This window comes from Providencia manganoxydans (assembly GCF_016618195.1).
GTDB lineage: Bacteria > Pseudomonadota > Gammaproteobacteria > Enterobacterales > Enterobacteriaceae > Providencia > Providencia manganoxydans.
Window position 1 is genome coordinate 2,233,940 of the sequence record NZ_CP067099.1, and the last position, 20,700, is coordinate 2,254,639.

Here is a 20,700-nt window from a genome sequence, read left to right on the forward strand (position 1 = left end):
TGCAGCGTTGTTGACTGCATTCACTCGCACCAGTCACATACTTATGTATGTTCCTAGCGACTCATTCACTTGTCGCCTAGCTGCACCTCGAATTATTTAGAGTATAAACCTTATAAATTGAAAGTGAATATATCGATTGATTAAACAAATACAACAGAGTGTTATTTGTTTAATATCAGAAAAGGAAGAGCACTGTTATTAGCTCTTCCTATTGAGAAGGGTTATTGGTGCTTGAATAGCATGTGACCCATTTTTTCAGCTTTCACATCTAGATAGTGGGCATTACTTGGATTACGCCCAACAATTAACGGCACTCGTTCAATGACATTGATACCCGCTTCGCGCATAATATCAATTTTCTTAGGGTTATTGGTTAATAAACGAACTTCATTAATTCCCAATAGCTTATACATGTCGGAACAGAGTGTGAAATCACGTTCATCAGCTTTGAAGCCCAATTTTAAATTAGCTTCAACAGTATCTAAGCCCTGATCTTGTAATGCGTATGCACGGATCTTGTTGAGTAGACCAATATTACGACCTTCTTGGCGATGATAAAGAAGTACGCCACGGCCTTCTTTACTAATTTGCGAAAGCGCGGCTTCTAATTGGAAACCACAATCACAACGTAAACTAAATAATGCATCTCCGGTTAAGCATTCAGAATGGATGCGACTGAGAACTGGCTCAGGGCCTGAAATATCACCAAATATTAAGGCGACATGGTCACGACCGGTTGCAATCTCTTCAAAACCTACCATTAAAAACTCGCCAAAAGGCGTTGGTAATTTGGCCTCTGCAATACGTTTTAGCTGCATATTTTCATTCATTAGTTGGAATAACTCTTACATAATTAAATAGTGTTAACCGATAAGAAAAATCATTTATCGATGCTATATGGTGTTTAGCACTTAGCATATAGAAGGCTGACATTCATTTGCACACGGTCAGCGATATATTACTATAGCAGAGTTAATTAGCTGTGAACTTAATTTTATCAATCTGCGTAACCTATCGGTTTGGATAGCATTAAATGAATAAAACTGTTTACTCAATATCTGCATTTTCAATTTTATTGATCATTCCCCCTGCGGTAATGTTATTTGCCGGTTGGCATTGGCAGCCATCAGAAAGCACAGAATCACTTAAATGGTTATATTGGCTTACTGAAACAGCAGGGCTTCCTTATAGTTTGATAACTTCTGCTGTGTTGTTAGTGTTAGCGCTGGTGATTTGTCAGCCAACGAAGGCTAATATAATAAAATGGATGATAGTGATTATCTGCTGCATATTAGTTGGTCAAGGTATAAAAGGGGTTGTGAAAAATACATTTCAAGAACCACGGCCTTATGTCGTTTGGTTAGAAGAAAACTATGATGTTTCTAGCTCAGATTTTTATGAGCTAAAAAGAAAACAACGTGTGGATGTCATAAAAGAAGTCGTTAAGCGCAATCAACAAGTTCCTTCATGGCAGCGTAAGCATTGGCAAGCTGAAACGGGTTATTCTTTTCCATCAGGTCATGTTTTATTTGCTGCTGGCTGGGCTCTGTTGTTGATTGGCCTTTTTTGGCAGCGTCGCCAATATGCGTTAGCAATTGTTATTGCTGTTTGGGCCGAAGGAATTGTCTTTAGCCGTTTGTTATTGGGAATGCATTGGCCCTCAGATGTCATCGTTTCTATTATTATCAGTGCAGTTCTTGCTATGGTGGCATGCCGTTTATTGCAAACGCAAATTCGTATTACGAGTAAAGAATAAATAGAAACAAGTAGCCAGATCTTCTCCCATTCGTTATGTGGGCGTATAAGATAAATTACTTTGTCTGAATGGCCTAGAAATGCTACCTTATCAGGTAGATATTTTGTTTTTCATAAGAACTGATAACGGGAAAAAATGTGAAATATTTTCTGATTTTATTACTAGCTGTCGTCATTTTTATCATTTCAATTACGCTAGGCTCAAGCAATAATCAGGTTATTACATTTAACTACCTGATTGCACAGGGAGATTTCTCAGTATCTTCACTATTAGCTTCTTTGTTTGGTGTCGGGTTTGTGCTGGGTTGGTTAGTCGCTGGACTGTTCTATTTACGTGCTATGGTGAGTTTAAAAAATGCCCGCCGTAAAATTAGGCGTCTTGAATCTCAATTAAGCACAGGCGATAAAACATTCGCTGAATCAACCGAGATTGTTGCGCAGAATAGCAAGGAATAACGTTATATGTTTGAGTTGCTGTTTCTGTTATTACCAATCGCTGCTGCATATGGTTGGTATATGGGGCGTCGAAGCGCTCAACAAGACAAGCAGCAACATGCTAATCGCCTGTCACGAGATTATGTGACAGGCGTTAACTTTCTGTTGTCAAACCAACAAGATAAAGCTGTCGATTTATTCCTTGATATGTTAAAGGAAGACAGTTCCGCCTTTGAAGCTCATCTCACTTTGGGAAATTTATTCCGTTCTAGGGGGGAAGTAGAGCGTGCTATACGGATACATCAATCCCTAGTCGAAAGTGCCGCCTTATCATTTGAACAACGACTCTTAGCCACTCAACAACTTGGCCGTGATTACATGGCTGCTGGGGTTTATGATCGCGCTGAAAATATGTTTCAACAACTGACAGATGAAGTTGATTTTAAACAAAGTGCGTTACAGTCGTTACTTTCAATTTTCCAATTGACAAGTGAATGGACTAAAGCCATTGAGACAGCAACTAAATTAGTTAAATTGGGTAATGAAGAGCTAAGAGAAAATATTGCTCATTTTTACTGTGAATTAGCGATTCAACATCTCGGTAGTGATGACCTTGATGGTGCGTTGAGCTTACTTAATAAAGCTGAGCAAGCCGATAAAAATTGTGCTCGTGTATCCATCATGAAAGGGCGTATTTTTATTGAGCAGTCTCATTATGAAAAAGCGATTGCGGTACTTAAACAGGTGTATGAGCAAGATCGGGAACTTGTTGCAGAAACTCTGCCGCTGCTTCATGATTGCTACCACAAGGTTTCCGATATTGATGCATGGGAAGCCTATCTGCGCCAGTGTGTAGCAGGGAATACAGGAGCGATTGCTGAACTGTATTTAGCAGATATTATTGTCGCTAAACAAAGCCATGAAGCCGCTGCAAGTTATATCAATGATCAAATACAACGCCATCCTACAATGAGGCTGTTTTATCGTTTGATGGATTACCACCTACAAGAAGCAGAAGAAGGGCGTGCAAAAGAAAGCTTAATTCTGCTGCGCAAAATGGTAGGTGAACAAATAAGAACTAAACCTGATTACCGTTGCCACAAATGTGGTTTTACTTCGCATTCGTTATATTGGCATTGCCCATCCTGCCGTTCATGGGACACAATCAAACCGATTAGAGGGTTGGATGGCCAGTGACAACGTCACTTATTACCAAACACGATTAAAGGCTATTACGAAATGATTTCTTCATCTGAGAACCACGCTCGTGCATCAACTCATTCACCTGTTATTGTTGCGCTTGATTATGAAGATGCAAATGCAGCATTAGCATTTGTTGACTTGATTGATCCGCGTGAATGCCGTTTGAAAGTGGGCAAAGAAATGTTTACTTTCAATGGCCCTCAATTTGTTAAATCGCTGCATCAACGTGGTTTTGATGTTTTCCTTGATTTAAAATTTCACGATATTCCAAATACTGTAGCGCGTGCGGTGGCCGCTGCCGCAGAAATGGGCGTTTGGATGGTTAACGTCCATGCGGGTGGTGGTAGCCGTATGATGGAAGCCGCTCGTCAAGCTTTGAGCTCTTTTGGCAAAGATGCGCCATTATTAACCGCTGTTACGGTATTAACCAGTATGGAACAGTCTGATCTTATTGGTGTCGGTATTAATGCTACTCCTGCGGAACATGCGGAGCGGTTAGCATTACTGACAAAAAATTGTGGCCTAGATGGTGTTGTGTGCTCTGCACATGAAGCAACCAGACTGAAATCATTGTGTGGTGCTGATTTTAAACTAGTCACACCGGGTATTCGTCCAGTTGGTAGCGAGGTTGGTGATCAGCGTCGTATTATGACCCCGCAAGATGCATTGCAAGCAGGGGTTGATTACATGGTTATTGGTCGCCCAATTACGCGTAGTGATGATCCTGCATTGGCTCTACAGCAAATCAATCAGTCGATAAGGAATGGTCATGAGTGATTCAAATAGCCGTCTCGTTTATAGTACGGATGTTGGGCGTATCGAAGAACAAAAACCTAAAGTTCAACGTCCTAAAGGTGATGGGATTGTAAGGATCCGTCGAGAAACTGCGGGTCGTAAAGGCAAGGGCGTTTGCGTTGTTACCGGCCTAGATCTCGATGACGAGAGCTTAGCTAAGTTAGCTGCTGAACTTAAGAAAAAATGTGGTTGCGGTGGCTCAGTGAAAGACGGTGATATTGAAATTCAAGGTGATAAACGTGATGTGATCAAACAACTCCTTGAAGCTAAAGGTTATCAAGTTAAATTAGCTGGTGGCTAATTTAACTTAGTTAGATTGAATCATTTAGTGAGAAATTTCATTTTGCTGGCAGGGGTAATTATTATTATTAATGATGGTGAGTACCCTTGCTATTTTCTCTTGGGCAAACAATAGTTGAGCTTTCTGTTTGTCGATAGGGATCCCATCACCACTTTCATACATTTTCCCTAAGTAGTTGTAGCCATCCTCATTTTGTTGTTCAATGGCGGCTTCGTAGAGTTGTTTGGCTTTTATTTTATTTTGTGCGACAGCTTGGCCATGTTGATACATGAAACCAAGCATAGCTTGTGCGTGTGGTAGCCCATTATTAGCGGATTTTTCTATCCATTCAAAAGCTTTAAACCAATTTGGCTCAGGTCCATTGATATCATAATATAAAAGACCAGTCACAAATTGAGATTTTGCACACCCTTGCTCTGCGGATTTTAAAGCCCAATTTAATGCTTCATTAGCATCATTTTCTTCCAACTTATACCAGCCCGCCAAATCGAATTGAGCATCAGGATCGCCTTTAATTGCATCATAACAAAGTTGTAGGTTTTGGTTTTTGTCCCAACGGACTTTATTTTTTTCATATAAATCATTACAAACATTTGCGTATGAAATGTTTGTAGCCATTAATAGGATACAAGAGTATTTATTAATAAATTTCATAGGGTATATGACATTTTTTTTAGATAAAATTCGGTTGTAGCTTACAATTTAAACTAAAACTTATTTAGAGTAGACAAATTACCGCGATAGTATTTATAAACATGTGAAGTATCATGGGAGCAATGAGTGAACGCGTATAAATTCTAATTTGGCAAAGAATGATACCAGCTATAAAAAGGTAAACAAAGGTGCTCATAGAAGAGTATACTGTGTATGCAAAGATGAAAATATGAGCGATGACACTAATATACCGATCCATTTTCCATTTGGGCCATACCACATACTCGCGTTTAGTAAAAAACCTCGAAACATAATTTCTTCTGAAATAGGTGCGGCAAATATTATACTAATACTTAACAAAACGAATGGAAAACCATTTATATGTTTAAAAAGCACAAGCCATTCTTCTTCATTTCCTAAAAAACCACTAATAATAGATAAACCTATTGCGGTTAATAATAGTAAGAACACTATTTGCCATGTTGTCACACCAACTGGCATTAGACCGGACTTTTTTTGATAGTAATACCAACTGATTAATGATACCGGAAGTGTAAAACACAGAAGTGATGCAGGTATAGCATAATCTGAACGTAGTAATTGAATTACATTAGGAATGAATAATATAAAATATGACGAATAAAAACAAAAGATAAAAATAAAAGCGCATAATAATGAATGAGATACGCGGTTTTCAAATGAATTCATACGACTGGTTTCTATTTTAGATGGGTTGATTTTGAATTTAAGTCTAATACAGATTTATTGTTGTTGATATATCTAATATTTATAGCGAGAAACAATAGATAAATTAGCAATAACCTATTTACTGTTGTAATAGTGCTTTATCTAAATTATCTAACCGTTCTTGCCAAGAAGGATGAGAACTTAATAGCTTCGAATTTACGTTTACGTGCTGTTCAGATAATTTGGTAAATATAGATTTCATCATTTCTATTGGACGTTCCTGCTCTACCATCGCATCTAATGCAAATTGGTCGGCTTCTAATTCCATATCTCGCGAATAGCTCAGAGAGAGTAATAAACTTCCTGAATTTATAAGAAGCTCTTCTAAATTAGACGTTTTCCCTACCATCCATAAAAATAGCAATTTAATGGATGAAGAGCTCACTAGTGTATGCATGATATGCTGATGATAATGATGCCCCATCTCATGTAATAATACCGATGCAATTTCATTTTCATCTTTAGTTAGATTAATTAACTCATCAGTAATGATAATTGTACCATCGGCTAAAGTTAACGCATTCGCCTCACCGGGAAAATCTCTAAATATTAACGATGGCCTTAAAGGTGAGTTCTTTAGCTCTATTGACATAATGTTATTAAATAGCAAGCTGATTTCTTGCTGTTTTTCTAGTGGTAACTTACTTGGTTTAAGCTCAGATTTATCTAGTAATGCTAATGTTTCTTCTCCGAGGCTTTTTTGGATGAAAATGGGAATATTCTTTGCAACTATGCCGGATGAATACGGGATGACGTATTGAAAAACAAGAGTAGTCATTAGAATTAAGCTCATAAACAAATACAAGCAAGTGGCTTTTCGGCGCTCTAAAAAGTCAATGATTTCAAGTTTTTTCTTTTTTTTACTTCTAATTATTTTTCGTAGTTGGTTTTTTTTATCACAGGTGAAGCATCCACCATCCGAAAAGTAGAGCACATCAGGTAGTGAGCCTAACGAATCGGATATTTTGATTTCACAGAGAGAGTATGATTTTTTGTCGCCGTTAATTGTTAATGTTATTTCATTCGACACATTGTCTATCAATAAAATGGCACTGTACTGCTGTGCCATTTTATTATAGGTGTATTTACCCTTGAAAATCATATACTGAGCCCAAGATCAAACTCATTGAGAACTTCATCATGTAAAGCCGTTGCGTGTGTATCGTCATGAGCTATTTCATTTTTTAATGATAGATCACCAATAATTTTTGTATTTTCAGCCATATAATTGGCATAACGTATTTGGGCGAGAGGTGCACCAAAACCTAAAGTGAAAATAACCAATAAAGCATTGGTAATTAACAATAGTAAATAGGATGAAAATGTCATTGTTGATTTGAAATTCAATGTGTTATTGAATTCCATTGTATTGATGACAAGACGTCGAGTAGCGACATGAATATAGGCATAGGAAACAAAAAAACCAACGTATACATCTATATAACTCAGGAATAGAACACTTGTAACAAATGAAGTGCTCTTTTTATCTACATTGTAGTTTGCATGAAAGACTTCTGTAGATAAAAATTGATAGAAACCTAACGCTGCTATGATTAAAAAAGGTAAAAATATTAAAAAAGCGATCCCATAGATATTAAGAAATTTTGAATATTTTAATTTTATACTAAAATTTGACTTTCCAAAACAAAGGTGATTTACAAAAAATTCATATATTTTTTTTGAGCGAAAACTAGCAATAAGGTAGAGTAAAACAGTCATTACAGCGATTTGAACAATCGACATAACAAAGTAAAAACTCTTTAATTCTTGGTATGAATACCCATTATTTCGTTGATTTATCGTGTTTATGATGGAAATAACTGAGCCAATTCCATAAACAGATACTATTGATGCTACTATTAATAGAAATGGGAGGAGCAGTATAATCCAATAGGCTTTAGAGTAATTGGTTTGAAAATTAAATCTCACATTTCTGTAACTCGTCATTATTGCATTAAAACGCCATGAACGAACTAAAAAATAGGGCGTTAAAAGGAATAGGGTAGCTAAAAATGCATATTTAAAACCTACGTGAATATACTCGCTTACTATGAATAAAACTAACAGTACAACAATAATTAAGCGTGTTAAAAAGATCCTGAAAGCGGATGCATGATACTCAAATCTAGAACCATTAATTTCTGTATTTCCTAAGAAATATCTTCTTGTTCTTACTGTAGCCCATGCGGAGTAAACACCTAGAGTGATTATTGTTAGCAGTAAGTTTACGAGCCAAATTAAGAAATACTCGGATTTTTTACCATGAAATATAACAGGATGAGTTTCCGAACACAGGTTTTCTTTTTCTATATTTAAATAAGAGTTTGTTGTCTTTTCCATAAACGAGCCTTAATTATACTCAATATCATTGTGAGTATATAAAAAATCAAATTTAGATTGTCAGATTTATAAGTTTCTGATGATTATTAATGCTGAATTAATTTCCGCGAGAATATAGCATCTAATTAGTTATATGGAAATTATTATTTTTATTTATATTAAATGATTTTTTAAATCAAGTAAGAATGCTTTTTCATTAATTGATTGTCTTTTTTAATTATTAAAAATAGATATTTTTGGGGTTATATTTCCATTTAAAGAGTTATTTGGTTATAAATTTAATAGTACATTTATTGAAATGTAATAGATATTATGGCGAGTTTATTGGATAAGAGTCTAATACAATTGAGATTGAGAGGGGGTTTATTCTATAGAAGCTGGATAAGGAGAAGCCTCTCCTTATCCATGAATCTATCTATCTATTTTCCGACTTGATGTCCTATGATCCCCCCAACCGCAGCGCCACCGACAGTACCAAGTGTGCTACCGCCAGTTAGGATCGCTCCGCCAACAGCACCAACACCTGCGCCAACAGCAGTATTCTTATCTCGTTTTGACATGTTTGAGCAAGCACTTAAACTCACAGCTAGTACAGCAGCAAGAGTAAATGTCATAACGCGTTTACTTGTCGTGTTCATTTTAGTGACTCCTAGTTTCAAGGTCGTAACCAAATTATCACAATCAGTAATTATACGAATCAGAATTATCGGGAATTGATTTATATAGAGAGCAGTAATATGTCTGAGTACAACACGGTAAATAGACGATAATAAAAATAATGTGCTACTAAAAAGTATTTAGTAGCACATAGAATTATAGTATTAAAATTGATTATGCAACAGGGCGAGCAACAATATTACGAGTTTCCATACGCACTTCGGCGATGTTGACATTAATAATATCATTGAGTTGGTATGCGGGCTCACCTTTAATTAGCACGCTACCCGTTTCTTGGCTGCATTGAATTTCATCGCGTACAGAATGTAAGAATGGAGCAGGTATAAAGGCGACAGCGCCATTATCGGTTAATCTAACACGTACACCACCGCGGGTTATATCAATGATTTCAGCAGGGAAGGCTTTATCTGTCCCTTCAAATGGCTTCAAGAATCGCGCATATAACCAATCACCGACATCTCGTTCTGCCATGCGATTTGCGCGACGACGCTCTGCTAGCTTTAAAGAAAGCTCTTCAGTTGGTTTGTCGGTAGAAGGCTTACCGGCAATAACTGATTTGAGCAGGCGATGATTAACGATATCCGTATATTTACGGATCGGTGAAGTCCATGTTGCATAAGCATCAAAACCGAGCCCAAAGTGTGGTCCTGGCTCACCTTTAACTTCAGCAAAAGTTTGGAAACGACGAATGCGGCTATCTAGGAATTGGGTTGGTTGAGCATCTAATTTACGGCGAAGTTGACGGAAACCTTCAAGTGTAAGTAAAGATTCAGCCGTTGTTTCAATACCGTGATCTTTTAGTGTTTGTACAACTTGCTCAATCTGTAAGGGCTCAAAGCCCATATGCACGTTAAATACCCCAAAACCTAAGCTATTTTTGAGTTGGATTGCAGCGCATAAGTTCGCGGTGATCATGGCTTCTTCAACAATACGATTGGCTGAGCGACGGCTTTCAACAATAATATCAATGACATTACCTTTATCATCTAATATGAAACGGTAGTCTGGGCGATCTTTAAATACTAATGCATTTTGTTGACGCCATTGATGGCGCTTATCAGCCATCTCTTTCAATAATTCAATTTGCTGTTGATCAGTCTTGTTTGCAGGCTGCCAACTACCAGACTTTTCTAGCCAATCAGAAACTTCATCATAGACTAACTTGGATTTAGACTCGACCCATGCGCTGAAAAATTGAATATCATCAGCAATGTGGCCATCATCTAAAATAGTTGCACAGCATACCAGAGCAGGGCGACGTTCATTCGGGCGCAAAGAGCAAAGATTATCTGACAGCTCTCTAGGCAGCATTGGAATGTTAAAACCCGGTAGATAGTTAGTATAAGAACGCGCTAAAGCGAGCTTATCTAGTTCACTATCTTTTTTGATGTAGCTTGTTGGATCAGCAATAGCGATATACAACTTTATATCACCATTTTCTGTTCTTTCGACATAGAGCGCATCATCCATATCTTCGGTGCTTGCGCTATCAATAGTGACAAAGTGTAAGTCAGTTAAATCAACACGCTCAATACCTTCATCATCACGCTCACCGTCAACCATTTGCGGCTCAGCGCGGTCGAGTTGATGACGGCGTAACGTTACCCACCAAGGAGCAAAATGATCTTCGCCATCAGTAATAAACTCAGTGATATCTGCATAAAAACCCTTGTCACCTTTTAAAGGATGGCGGCGCATCTGAGCGACGACCCAATCGCCTTGAACAAAGTCATGAGTAACTTCTTTGATTGGGCGGCAAGAGATAGCATCTTTCAGAAGTGGATGATCAGGAATAACGAATAAACGGTTATCGTTATCTTTTTTTTGAATTCTACCCACAAAGCGGCTGAGAAAGGGTTCAATCAGCTCTTCAGGTTCAGCGAATTCGCGATCTTTATCAGTATGAACAGCGGCAATGATGCGATCACCATGCATGACTTTTTTCATTTGTGGCGGTGGAATAAAGTAGCTTTTTTGACCATCTACTTCTAGGAAACCGAAACCTTTATCGGTGCTTTTAACTAAGCCCTCAACGCGAGGCGTTTGAGAGTGTAGCTGCTGTTTAAGTTGCGCGAGCAATGGGTTGTCTTGAAACATACTTACCGTTTTTATGGAGGTTGAGTTTGGCTCCCATTGTTACGTAAGACAAAGTCTTAGGGCAAGGAAAAATTTGCGCAGGCAACAAATAACTGGGAGCTGTGTTAGATTAATTTTCTGGGTAAACCTTATCTTTAAATTCACAGAGGTCTTCGATAATGCACGAGCCACAGCGAGGTTTACGTGCAATGCAAGTATAACGACCATGCAAAATCAGCCAATGATGGCAGTCAACTTTAAATTCTGCTGGAACGACTTTTAGAAGTTTTTCTTCAACTTCGACGACATTCTTACCCGGAGCAAAATTAGTTCGATTACAAACGCGGAAAATATGGGTATCAACAGCAATGGTAGGCCAACCAAAAGCCGTATTGAGGACGACATTCGCCGTTTTACGACCTACTCCAGGAAGCGCTTCTAGTGCTTCGCGATCTTCAGGGACTTGGCTGTTATGCTTTTCGATTAGGATTTTGCACGTTTTAATTACGCTTTCGGCTTTAGTATTAAATAGGCCAATAGTCTTGATGTATTCTTTAATACCATCAACACCAAGCGCTAACATGGCTTCAGGGGTGTTAGCGACAGGGTATAATTTTGCAGTCGCTTTATTGACACTGACATCGGTCGCTTGCGCTGATAGCAATACGGCTATCAGCAATTCAAAAGGGGAGCTGAATTGCAGCTCCGTGGTAGGATTTGGATTGTTATCGCGCAGGCGAGTTAATATTTCAATGCGTTTCGATTTATTCATACTCACATTCAATGTTATTTTTATCTAGAAATATGGCTGCCGCACCCTTGTTCTTTTTGATATTCGCGTTCAGGTTGTTCACCTGACTTGAGTACGGCACGTTTTTTCATTTTTTCATCAATCAAATATTTGCCCGCAAGCATCAAGGCTAGGCCAATAAAAGCGCCCGGTGGCAGCATAGCGAGTAAAAACGGTGAGTCAAGGTGTAATACCTCAACGCGTAATGATTTAGCCCATGAACCTAAGAGTAAATCAGCACCATCAAACAAAGTACCGTTACCCAGTATTTCACGCATAGCACCAAGCACAAATAATGCGGCGGTAGCACCTAATCCCATCGCTAGACCATCTATAGCAGAAAGTGATACAGGGTTTCTTGAGGCGTAGGCCTCAGCACGACCGATGACAATACAGTTGGTAACGATAAGAGGGATAAATATTCCCAGAGATTCATATAAACCAAAGGCATATGCATTGATCAGCATCTGTACGGCACTTACGACAGATGCAATAATCATAACATAGATAGGAATACGAATTTCTGTAGGTACCCAGCGACGAAACGCAGAAACGGCGACGTTGGTACAAACTAAAACCAAAGTGGTCGCAAGGCCGAGACCAAGGGCATTAGTTGCCGTTGATGAAACTGCCAGTAATGGACATAGACCTAATAGTTGTACAAGAGCCGAGTTATTTTTCCATAAGCCTTGTGCAAACAGTTCTTTAGATTCACTCATGTTTATTCAGCTCCACAAATAGGATAATTTGATAAGTTTTGTGGTATTTTTTGCATAAATGTGGCCGTACGCTTAGTGGCATTCACTACAGCTCTAGGTGTGATCGTTGCTCCTGTAAATTGGTCAAAATCACCGCCATCTTTTTTTACCGCCCATTTAGGATCATGTTCTGATTCGACTTTACCCGTAAGTAACGTGATCCAGTTTGAAATTCGCGTTTCGATTTTATCGCCAAGACCGGGTGTTTCATGGTGCTCAGTAACTCTAACACCTAATACATTTCCATTGAAATCTGTACCGACCAATAAGTGTATTGCTCCTGAATAGCCATCAGGCGCGGTTGATTCAAGAGCAGCTGCAACAGGCTCACCATTTTTACGCGCAATATACAGTCGATGCGGCTGTTTACTGCCGAGTTCAGCTTCTGCACCTACAAGATAACACTCTTGGCCAAATTCATTATCATATAAATTGGTGGGTACGACTTGGTCGAGCAACTGCTTTTGAACGATCGCAGCTTGTTGAGCAATAGTATCTTTAGTCAAGGTATAGACAGCCCCGCTGAGTGCTGTTGTACCTGCTGCAAAGATAGCCAATATCGTGCCATGACGGCGCATTGTATTTAGCATAAAGGCTCCTTACTTATGTCCGTGCCCGTATGCGCGAGGTTGCGTATAGTGGTCAATAAGTGGGACTGCGATGTTAGTTAATAACACAGCAAAAGCGATCGCATCTGGATAACCGCCGTATACGCGAATTAACCAAACTAATAAACCAATCATAACACCATAAATAAGGCGACCTTTCGGTGTTGTGGATGCCGTAACAGGATCGGTTGCAATAAAGAAGGCGCCTAACATCGTTGCACCAGATAACAGTTGCAACATCGGTGATGAGTAACGGCTATCATCTAGCAACCAACTGACAGTTGCACAGAAAGCTAATGTAACAAGGAACGACACTGGAATTTGCCAGTTGATAATGCGGCGGTTCAACATGATCAACCCACCTAGCAAATAGCCAAGGTTTACCCACTGCCAGCCAATACCAGCTAATGAGCCTTGCAAAATAGGTTGTTGTAAAACATCAGAAATGGAGTGTGTTAACAGCCCTGTTTTAAAGCTATCTAAAGGTGTTGCTTGGCTCATACCATCAACCCCCATGCGTAGAGCATCAAGGGTCACACCTGTTGGCGTATGTCCAGTCAAGATAATGGCTAAACTTTCTAATGGGTTTATGCTGAGTGATTGTAATTCATGAGGTGGTAACCAGCTGGTCATTTGTACGGGAAATGATATCAATAATACAACATAGCCAACCATTGCTGGATTAAATGGATTTTGTCCCAATCCACCGTAACATTGTTTGGCAATAATAATGGCAAACGCTGTTCCTAAAACAATCATCCACCATGGCGCTAACGGCGGTAAGCTTACACCTAAGAGCAATGCGGTGACGACCGCGGAGTTATCTTTTAGTACGTTAACAACAGGTTGCTTACGCAAACGTATAGATATACCTTCGGCAATTAACGCAGTCAGCATGGCTAAAATGATCTGATAGAGTGTACCAATACCAAAAAAATAAAGCTGTGCTGCTATACCTGGGATCGCTGCCAGTAAAACCCAAAACATCACCGAGCTGGTACTTTGTTTATCGTGGGTAAATGGCGCGCTAGCAATTTTTAAGCGGCGATTATTTGGGTCAATAGGCCTAAATTTCATGGTGTCTAATCACTTACTCTGTCGTTGTTTGTTCATTTTGCTTTTGAGCTTGTTTAGCTTTTACACGAGCTATGGCTGCTGCAACGGCAATTTTGCGTGGATCCGTTTCTTCTTCAATAGGTAGCTCCGCGGCTGGAGAGAGCAACTCTTCTTCTCTAATCTGAGCAACCATTTGTGCTTTTTCTTGAGCTAGTTTTTTTGCCTTAACTCGCGCAATGGCAGCAGCAACGGCGGCTTTACGTGGATCCACTTCGGCTTCGGTTACTTCAACGGATGCATCAGGCTCAGTCGCGGCAGGGGCTGCCTCAGCTTGCTGCACCGCTTTTTTGGCCTTGGCTCGGGCAATGGCAGCAGCAACAGCGGCTTTACGTGGATCTACTTCGGCTTCGGCTACTCCAACGGATGCATCAAGCTCAGTAGCAGCAGGGGCTGCCTCAGCTTGCTGCGCCGCTTTTTTGGCCTTGGCTCGGGCAATGACAGCAGCAACGGCGGCTTTACGTGGATCCACTTCGGCTTCGGTTACTTCAACGGATGCATCAGGCTCAGTCGCGGCAAGAGCTGCCTCAGCTTGTTGCGCCGCTTTTTTGGCCTTAGCACGGGCAATGGCTGCGGCAACGGCGGCTTTACGTGGATCCACTTCGGCTTCGGCTACTCCAACGGATGCATCAAGCTCAGTAGCGGCAGGGGCTGCCTCAGCTTGCTGCGCCGCTTTTTTGGCCTTAGCGCGGGCAATGGCAGCAGCAACAGCGGCTTTACGTGGGTCATCCACTTCAGGTGAAGCTGCTCCTTGAGTTACGCTGTCACTTTCCGCCGCTTGCTGTGCTTTTTTAGCTTTGGCTCGAGCAAGCGCAGCGGCGACGGCCGCTTTACGTGGGTCATCTGCTACATCATTAGCCGTGGTCGTTGCGGCTTGTTTTTCTGCTTGTTTTGCTCTAGCAAGCTCTTTACGAGCAGCTCTAGCTGCAATGACTGCGCTGTTATCAGGTTCAGCGCCACTGACAATATTGATATCAGCTGTTGCATTAGTTTGTTTAGCTTTTACGCGAGCTAATGCCGCTGCAACTGCATCTTTATCAGATGCCTCGACTTGTACTGAGGCTTTTTTGTGGCGTTCTTCTCGAGCGAGTTTCTCTCGCTCCATTCGCTGTTGTTTTGCTTCAAAACGCAATTTAGCTTCAGCAGCACGGCGTTCTTCTTGATTAATTTCGCGTATTTCAGCTTTTTCTTGTCGATAATATTGTACCAGCGGAATATTACTCGGGCAGACATAAGCACAAGCTCCGCATTCAATACAGTCAAACAAGTTATGTTTTTGGGCTTTTTCGTGTTCTTTACCTTTACTAAACCAATATAATTGCTGAGGTAACAAGGCAGCAGGGCATGCCTCAACACACAGGCCACAACGAATACAAGCTTCTTCTAGTGGTTTTTGACCCACTTCTTCAAGACTAGGAACTAATAAGCAGTTACAGATTTTCACAACAGGAACGTTAAGGTCAGGTAAGGTAAAGCCCATCAAAGGCCCTCCCATGATCACCATTTGTTCAGTGGCAGGTGTAAAGCCTGTTTGCTTTAGGAGATGATAAACAGGAGTTCCTAAACGTACCCAAAAGTTACCGGGAGAAGTAATTGACTCGCCAGTCACGGTCACAACACGTTCAATTAATGGTTGTCCATCGATAATTGCTCGTTTAATTGCAACGACAGTTCCCACGTTTTGCATCAGTACGCCAATTTGTGACGAACGGGCACCAGACGGCACTTCTTTACCAGTTAAGATTTTAGTGAGCTGTTTAGCACCGCCAGAAGGGTATTTAGTGGGCACGACACGAACAATGATCTGTCTGTCATGGTCAGTAATCGCATTTTTTAACGCTGCGATTGCTTCAGGTTTATTATCTTCAATACCAATTAATATTTGGTCTGGGTTTAACAAATGCTGTAATACTCGGCAGCCTTCAATCACTTCATCAGCATGCTCTTGCATTAATCGGTCATCAGCGGTGATATAAGGCTCACACTCTGCTGCATTAACAATTAATGTTTTGATAGCATCTTTACCACCGGCAAGTTTTGAAGCGGTAGGGAATCCTGCTCCACCTAAACCCGCAATGCCTGCTTGTTCGATTTTTTGCAGTAGCTGTTGAGGCGTTAAACGTGAATAATCCGTCTCTGGATACAATTCACACCAAGTGTCAAGGCCATCAGATTTGAGACAAACGGATAATTCACTCAAGCCAGAAGGGTGAGCTGTGACCATCGGTTTGATGGCGGTGATCGTGCCTGATGTTGAAGCATGTACAGGAACAGTCCGCCCAACACCTCGCGTTAATGGTTGGCCTTTTAATACATGATCGCCAACATTAACTATTAGTTCACCTTCTGGGCCCAAATGTTGTTGTAATGGAATGACTAACTCATCAGGGACCGTGGCAATGCGCATGGGTGTTTGGCTAGACTGTAGCTTCATTTCAGGTGGATGTATGCCACCTGCAAAGTCCCAAATATTATCTTTTTTCAACCAGTTAAATAAATTAAACATGTGTTTCACCTTTTACTGCTGTTTGATTCGGTGATACAGGTATATTTTTAACTGGGATACTGTTTAAATCCCATTTCCAATTTGCTGTGGTGGTTTTCACGGGGACAAGTTCAATACAGTCTGTTGGGCAGGGGGCTACACATAAATCACACCCTGTACATAAATCTTCGATAACGGTATGCATTGCACGAGTTGCACCTACAATGGCGTCTACAGGGCAAGCTTGGATACATTTAGTACAACCGATGCAATTGTCTTCATCAATAATCGCGACTTTACGCACAGGGTTTTGTGCGCTTTCATCACCATCAATAGGTTGAGGGTCGACGTTAAGAAGTTCTGCTAGTTTAAGCATCACTTGTTCACCACCGGGGGCACATTTGTTGATCATTTCACCATTATTGGCAACAGCTTCTGCATACGGACGACAGCCAGGGTAACTACATTGACCACATTGGCTTTGAGGTAAAATAGCATCAATTTTTTCAACAATCGGATCCTCTTCAACCTTAAAACGTAAAGAGGCATAGCCAAGGATCAGACCAAAAATCAGCCCTAATACAGCTAAAATAGCGATAGCAATCCATAATGACATCATTAGAATTTCACCAAACCACTAAAGCCCATAAATGCTAAAGACATCAATCCAGCTGTAATTAAGCCGATAGATGAGCCTCGAAAAGGTGCGGGTACATCTGCAACTGCAAGGCGTTCACGAATGGCTGCAAATAACACCATAACTAATGAAAAACCAACGGCCGCACCAAAACCATAGACGGCAGACTGTAAAAAGCCATGCGACTGGTTAATGTTGAGTAGTGCGACACCCAGTACTGCGCAGTTAGTGGTGATCAATGGTAGGAAAATACCTAGTAGGCGATACAGGGTTGGGCTGGTTTTTCTCACCACCATTTCAGTGAATTGCACAACCACTGCAATGACTAAGATAAAGCTTAATGTGCGTAAGTAAAGGAGGTCAAGGGGAACCAATATTAAGGTGTCCATTAACCAAGAAGAGATCGCGGCGAGCGTCATTACGAAGGTCGTGGCAAATCCCATTCCAATGGCTGTTTCGAGTTTTTTTGATACGCCCATAAAAGGACACAGACCAAGGAATTTTACCAGTACGAAGTTATTAACCAGTACTGTTCCAATAAATAGCAAAAGATAATCAGTCATTTCATAGCCTGAAAACAAAATTAAAAGTACAAAAAACGACGAATGTCAGTTAAACAGGCCGTATCATAACAAGCTATTTTTGTGATGCTTATCGATCTTGTGTGAAAGTCATTTTTACACGTGCAGAATTCTTGATATAGGGGACAAAGAAACCAGCACCGATAAGAGGCCAAGCCAATGCTTTAAGGGCTGTTGCATCATCGACAGCGGCAAATGCAAATGTTTTTAGCCCGAGTAGTAATAAGATCAGCAGCCAAATAATAAAGCGGCGTGGGAAGAAGCGGGAACGGTTAAACATGAGTTTAATGATATGAGCAGTAAATAATGCCATTACGATGGTAATCAAAAAAGATAAGCACCAATCAAGTGGAATATAACTAGTCCAATTATCGATGGTGGTGATTATTTGATAAAGCTTAATGGAATACATAACAACCATCGCACAAACGGCAAAGAAAGTGAGTAAAATAAAAGCAGCTGGAGCGAGTAGCCAACCAGTGATACGGTGATGGTCATAAACAGGAGTCATATCATCTATTCCATAAAATCAATTAATGAGTATTCTACCATAGTTTAATTTGCTAATTAATTGGTTATGGTGATACTTTTTGTGGTTACGAATAAAAAATAATTAATGAGGTTACTTATGTCTACACCGATAAAAGTAGGTATTGTGGGTTATGGCTATGCCAGTAAAACATTTCATGCGCCGTTTATTGCCACGTTACCCGGATATGAATTGACAGCCATCTCTAGTAGCGATCCTAATAAAGTCACCCTCGATTGGCCGAATGTAGCTGTTGCCTCTTCCCCTGAAAAATTGTTTGCTAATCCAGAAATAGAACTAGTCATAATTCCCACACCTAATGACACACATTATGCATTAGCGAGCCAAGCATTGGCTGCAGGTAAGCACGTCGTTGTTGATAAGCCATTCACAGTGACGGTCGAAGAAGCTGAAAAGTTACAACAACAGGCGCTTAAAGAGGGTAAGTTACTCTCTGTTTACCATAACCGCCGTTGGGATGCAGGTTTTTTAACCCTTAAAAAACTGTTTGCTGATGGTTGCTTAGGTGATATCAAATATTATGAATCACACTTTGATCGCTATCGTCCCGAAACGCGTCAAAGATGGCGTGAATCAGCTGTTGCAGGTGGCGGTATTTGGTATGATTTAGGCCCTCATTTATTAGATCAAGCATTGCAGTTTTTTGGTAAACCGCTCGGTATTACGGCTGATTTAGGCATTATTCGCCCTAATGCTGAAGCAACTGATTATTTTCATGTTTTACTTAACTATTCAGATAAAAAAGTGGTTTTACATGCGACGACAGTCGCAGCAGCAGAATCACCGTTGTATGTTATTCACGGCATGAAAGGTAGCTATGTTAAATATGGCCTTGATTCACAAGAAGATGAATTGAAAAAAGGGCGATTACCCACTGATGATAATTGGGGAATAGATAAACGCAACGGTTACGTGACGTTGTCACAAAATGATGAACTCGTTACCCAAGAATGGATCAATGAGAAAGGTAACTATGGTGGATATTATCTTGCAATTTATGAGGCGATACGCAATGGCGCAGCCACGCCTGTTCTTCCTCAAGAAGCTATCAATATTATGAAACTTATTGAAGCAGGCATACGTTCTGACAAGGAAAAACGTACTATCAATATTGATTTCTAATATTTATTTGATGCATCAGCATTTGCTGGTTCTTTTTTGGGTAATATGATGAATTTGTTAGCTAAACTAAAAATTGATCCGTTCTTATTGATCATGATTTGTGTTGTCGTGATTGCCAGCCTATTTCCTTGTGAGGGGAATATAAAGGTGGCTTTTCAATATTTAACCACAGCAGCGATTGCATTGCTCTTTTTTATGCATGGCGCAAAACTATCTAGAGAATCAATTGTTGCTGGGATAGGGCATTGGCGACTACATTTAATGGTGTTTTCTAGCACATTTATTTTATTTCCAATTATTGGGCTAGGGTTGCACTTTATGGTGCCTTCATGGATGTCTCCAACGGTATATATGGGCTTCCTTTATTTATGTGCATTGCCCGCAACAGTACAATCAGCAATTGCATTTACTTCTGTTGCCGGAGGTAATGTTGCTGCCGCAATCTGTAGTGCATCAGCGTCAAGCATACTTGGGGTCTTTTTATCTCCGATACTTGTTGGTTTTTTAATGGATGAAGATGGCAGTCAAGCGATGGACACGCTCAATGCGATAGGGTCAATCTTACTGCAATTGATGTTACCATTTGTTGTAGGACACTTAGCTCGACCATTACTTGCTAATTGGATGAGTCGCAATCGTAAGCTGATCAATATTACAGATCGTTCATCGATACTACTTGTTGTTTATGTTGCGTTCAGTGAAGCGGTAGTAGAGGGAATTTGGCAACGGATTGATGCTTTCTCATTATTTATGATTGCTGTCGTGAGTTGTATTATTTTATTTATTGTTATGATGCTAAATATAATTGCAGCTCGACTATTTAAATTCAGTAAAGAAGATGAAATCACCATTGTTTTTTGTGGCTCTAAAAAAAGCCTCGCCAATGGGGTACCTATGGCTAATGTACTATTTCCAGCCTCGGTAGTTGGCGTGATCCTTCTACCACTCATGATATTTCATCAAATTCAGTTAATGGTTAGTGCTGTTCTTGCACAGCGCTACGCCAAGCGTCTAACTAAATAATATTTATCAGCCGAACAATTAAACTTGTTCGGTCTTATAGTTTTTAGTT

23 protein-coding genes are annotated in these 20,700 nt (G+C 40.1%); 7 read left to right on the plus strand and 16 right to left on the minus strand.

All coding sequences use genetic code 11. From position 1 onward, the window contains the following. Positions 1-221: 221 nt before the first annotated feature. Positions 222-818, minus strand: a complete 597-nt coding sequence (ribA, locus tag JI723_RS09925) for a GTP cyclohydrolase II (RefSeq protein ID WP_070928461.1) — start codon at positions 816-818, stop codon at positions 222-224. Positions 819-1,033: 215 nt separating this feature from the next. Here ribA and pgpB point away from each other — a divergent pair, with 215 nt between their 5' ends. The 5 genes from pgpB (at position 1,034) to yciH (ending at position 4,489) form a co-directional block, all read left to right on the plus strand. Next, positions 1,034-1,756 carry a phosphatidylglycerophosphatase B gene (gene pgpB / locus JI723_RS09930; RefSeq protein ID WP_272581390.1) on the plus strand — a complete coding sequence of 241 codons (723 nt, stop codon included), beginning with the start codon at positions 1,034-1,036 and terminating at the stop codon, positions 1,754-1,756. Positions 1,757-1,893: 137 nt separating this feature from the next. After that, positions 1,894-2,211, plus strand: a complete 318-nt coding sequence (locus JI723_RS09935; RefSeq protein WP_070928102.1) for a LapA family protein — start codon at positions 1,894-1,896, stop codon at positions 2,209-2,211. Positions 2,212-2,217: 6 nt separating this feature from the next. Beyond that, positions 2,218-3,387 (plus strand): lipopolysaccharide assembly protein LapB, encoded by a 1,170-nt coding sequence (gene lapB / locus JI723_RS09940; protein WP_272581389.1) that lies wholly within the window; start codon positions 2,218-2,220, stop codon positions 3,385-3,387. A gap of 42 nt (positions 3,388-3,429) precedes the next feature. Further along, positions 3,430-4,170, plus strand: a complete 741-nt coding sequence (pyrF, locus tag JI723_RS09945) for an orotidine-5'-phosphate decarboxylase (RefSeq protein WP_337979341.1) — start codon at positions 3,430-3,432, stop codon at positions 4,168-4,170. Continuing rightward, positions 4,163-4,489 (plus strand): stress response translation initiation inhibitor YciH, encoded by a 327-nt coding sequence (gene yciH / locus JI723_RS09950; RefSeq protein WP_070928099.1) that lies wholly within the window; start codon positions 4,163-4,165, stop codon positions 4,487-4,489. The genes pyrF and yciH overlap by 8 nt, the downstream gene beginning before the upstream one ends. A 24-nt stretch (positions 4,490-4,513) precedes the next feature. Here yciH and JI723_RS09955 read toward each other — a convergent pair whose 3' ends face one another. The 15 genes from JI723_RS09955 to JI723_RS10020 all read right to left on the minus strand — a co-directional run bounded on the left by JI723_RS09955 (position 4,514) and on the right by JI723_RS10020 (position 18,467). Continuing rightward, positions 4,514-5,107, minus strand: a complete 594-nt coding sequence (locus tag JI723_RS09955) for a tetratricopeptide repeat protein (RefSeq protein WP_337979342.1) — start codon at positions 5,105-5,107, stop codon at positions 4,514-4,516. A 100-nt stretch (positions 5,108-5,207) separates the two neighbouring features. Beyond that, the gene (locus JI723_RS19910) at positions 5,208-5,402 is read right to left on the minus strand and encodes a CPBP family glutamic-type intramembrane protease (RefSeq protein ID WP_369427510.1); all 195 of its coding nucleotides are present in this window, start codon (positions 5,400-5,402) and stop codon (positions 5,208-5,210) included. Next, positions 5,336-5,851 (minus strand): type II CAAX endopeptidase family protein, encoded by a 516-nt coding sequence (locus tag JI723_RS09960; protein WP_337979343.1) that lies wholly within the window; start codon positions 5,849-5,851, stop codon positions 5,336-5,338. The genes JI723_RS19910 and JI723_RS09960 overlap by 67 nt, the downstream gene beginning before the upstream one ends. 118 nt (positions 5,852-5,969) lie before the next feature. Beyond that, the gene (locus JI723_RS09965; protein WP_337979344.1) at positions 5,970-6,992 is read right to left on the minus strand and encodes a M48 family metallopeptidase; all 1,023 of its coding nucleotides are present in this window, start codon (positions 6,990-6,992) and stop codon (positions 5,970-5,972) included. Then, complete coding sequence (locus JI723_RS09970) at positions 6,989-8,230, minus strand: YjgN family protein (RefSeq protein ID WP_140186597.1); 1,242 nt, start codon at positions 8,228-8,230, stop codon at positions 6,989-6,991. The genes JI723_RS09965 and JI723_RS09970 overlap by 4 nt, the downstream gene beginning before the upstream one ends. 419 nt (positions 8,231-8,649) lie before the next feature. Beyond that, positions 8,650-8,868 carry an osmotically-inducible lipoprotein OsmB gene (osmB, locus tag JI723_RS09975; RefSeq protein WP_070928095.1) on the minus strand — a complete coding sequence of 73 codons (219 nt, stop codon included), beginning with the start codon at positions 8,866-8,868 and terminating at the stop codon, positions 8,650-8,652. Positions 8,869-9,061: 193 nt separating this feature from the next. Further along, the gene (locus JI723_RS09980; protein ID WP_140179567.1) at positions 9,062-11,005 is read right to left on the minus strand and encodes an exoribonuclease II; all 1,944 of its coding nucleotides are present in this window, start codon (positions 11,003-11,005) and stop codon (positions 9,062-9,064) included. A 109-nt stretch (positions 11,006-11,114) separates the two neighbouring features. Then, complete coding sequence (gene nth / locus JI723_RS09985; protein ID WP_070928091.1) at positions 11,115-11,756, minus strand: endonuclease III; 642 nt, start codon at positions 11,754-11,756, stop codon at positions 11,115-11,117. A 20-nt stretch (positions 11,757-11,776) separates the two neighbouring features. After that, the gene (locus tag JI723_RS09990; protein WP_140179569.1) at positions 11,777-12,493 is read right to left on the minus strand and encodes an electron transport complex subunit E; all 717 of its coding nucleotides are present in this window, start codon (positions 12,491-12,493) and stop codon (positions 11,777-11,779) included. A 2-nt stretch (positions 12,494-12,495) separates the two neighbouring features. Continuing rightward, entirely contained in the window at positions 12,496-13,122 is a 627-nt protein-coding gene (gene rsxG, locus JI723_RS09995) for an electron transport complex subunit RsxG (protein ID WP_272581383.1), read from the minus strand. Between the two features lie 9 nt (positions 13,123-13,131). After that, entirely contained in the window at positions 13,132-14,217 is a 1,086-nt protein-coding gene (rsxD, locus tag JI723_RS10000) for an electron transport complex subunit RsxD (RefSeq protein ID WP_272581382.1), read from the minus strand. A gap of 13 nt (positions 14,218-14,230) precedes the next feature. Next, complete coding sequence (rsxC, locus tag JI723_RS10005; RefSeq protein ID WP_337979345.1) at positions 14,231-16,759, minus strand: electron transport complex subunit RsxC; 2,529 nt, start codon at positions 16,757-16,759, stop codon at positions 14,231-14,233. Then, positions 16,752-17,357 carry an electron transport complex subunit RsxB gene (gene rsxB / locus JI723_RS10010; RefSeq protein WP_140179576.1) on the minus strand — a complete coding sequence of 202 codons (606 nt, stop codon included), beginning with the start codon at positions 17,355-17,357 and terminating at the stop codon, positions 16,752-16,754. Before rsxB ends, rsxC begins: the two co-directional genes overlap by 8 nt. After that, positions 17,357-17,938: an electron transport complex subunit RsxA gene (gene rsxA, locus JI723_RS10015; RefSeq protein ID WP_070928081.1), complete on the minus strand. Its 582-nt coding sequence runs from the start codon at positions 17,936-17,938 to the stop codon at positions 17,357-17,359. The genes rsxB and rsxA overlap by 1 nt, the downstream gene beginning before the upstream one ends. An 88-nt stretch (positions 17,939-18,026) precedes the next feature. Further along, positions 18,027-18,467 carry a DUF2569 domain-containing protein gene (locus JI723_RS10020; protein WP_070928079.1) on the minus strand — a complete coding sequence of 147 codons (441 nt, stop codon included), beginning with the start codon at positions 18,465-18,467 and terminating at the stop codon, positions 18,027-18,029. A gap of 117 nt (positions 18,468-18,584) precedes the next feature. On the opposite strand from JI723_RS10020, the gene JI723_RS10025 reads away from it, so the two are divergent. Together JI723_RS10025 and JI723_RS10030 are read left to right on the plus strand one after the other, a co-directional pair. Beyond that, positions 18,585-19,628 carry an oxidoreductase gene (locus JI723_RS10025; protein ID WP_070928076.1) on the plus strand — a complete coding sequence of 348 codons (1,044 nt, stop codon included), beginning with the start codon at positions 18,585-18,587 and terminating at the stop codon, positions 19,626-19,628. Between the two features lie 48 nt (positions 19,629-19,676). Further along, complete coding sequence (locus JI723_RS10030; protein WP_337979346.1) at positions 19,677-20,651, plus strand: bile acid:sodium symporter family protein; 975 nt, start codon at positions 19,677-19,679, stop codon at positions 20,649-20,651. Positions 20,652-20,700 lie beyond the last annotated feature (49 nt).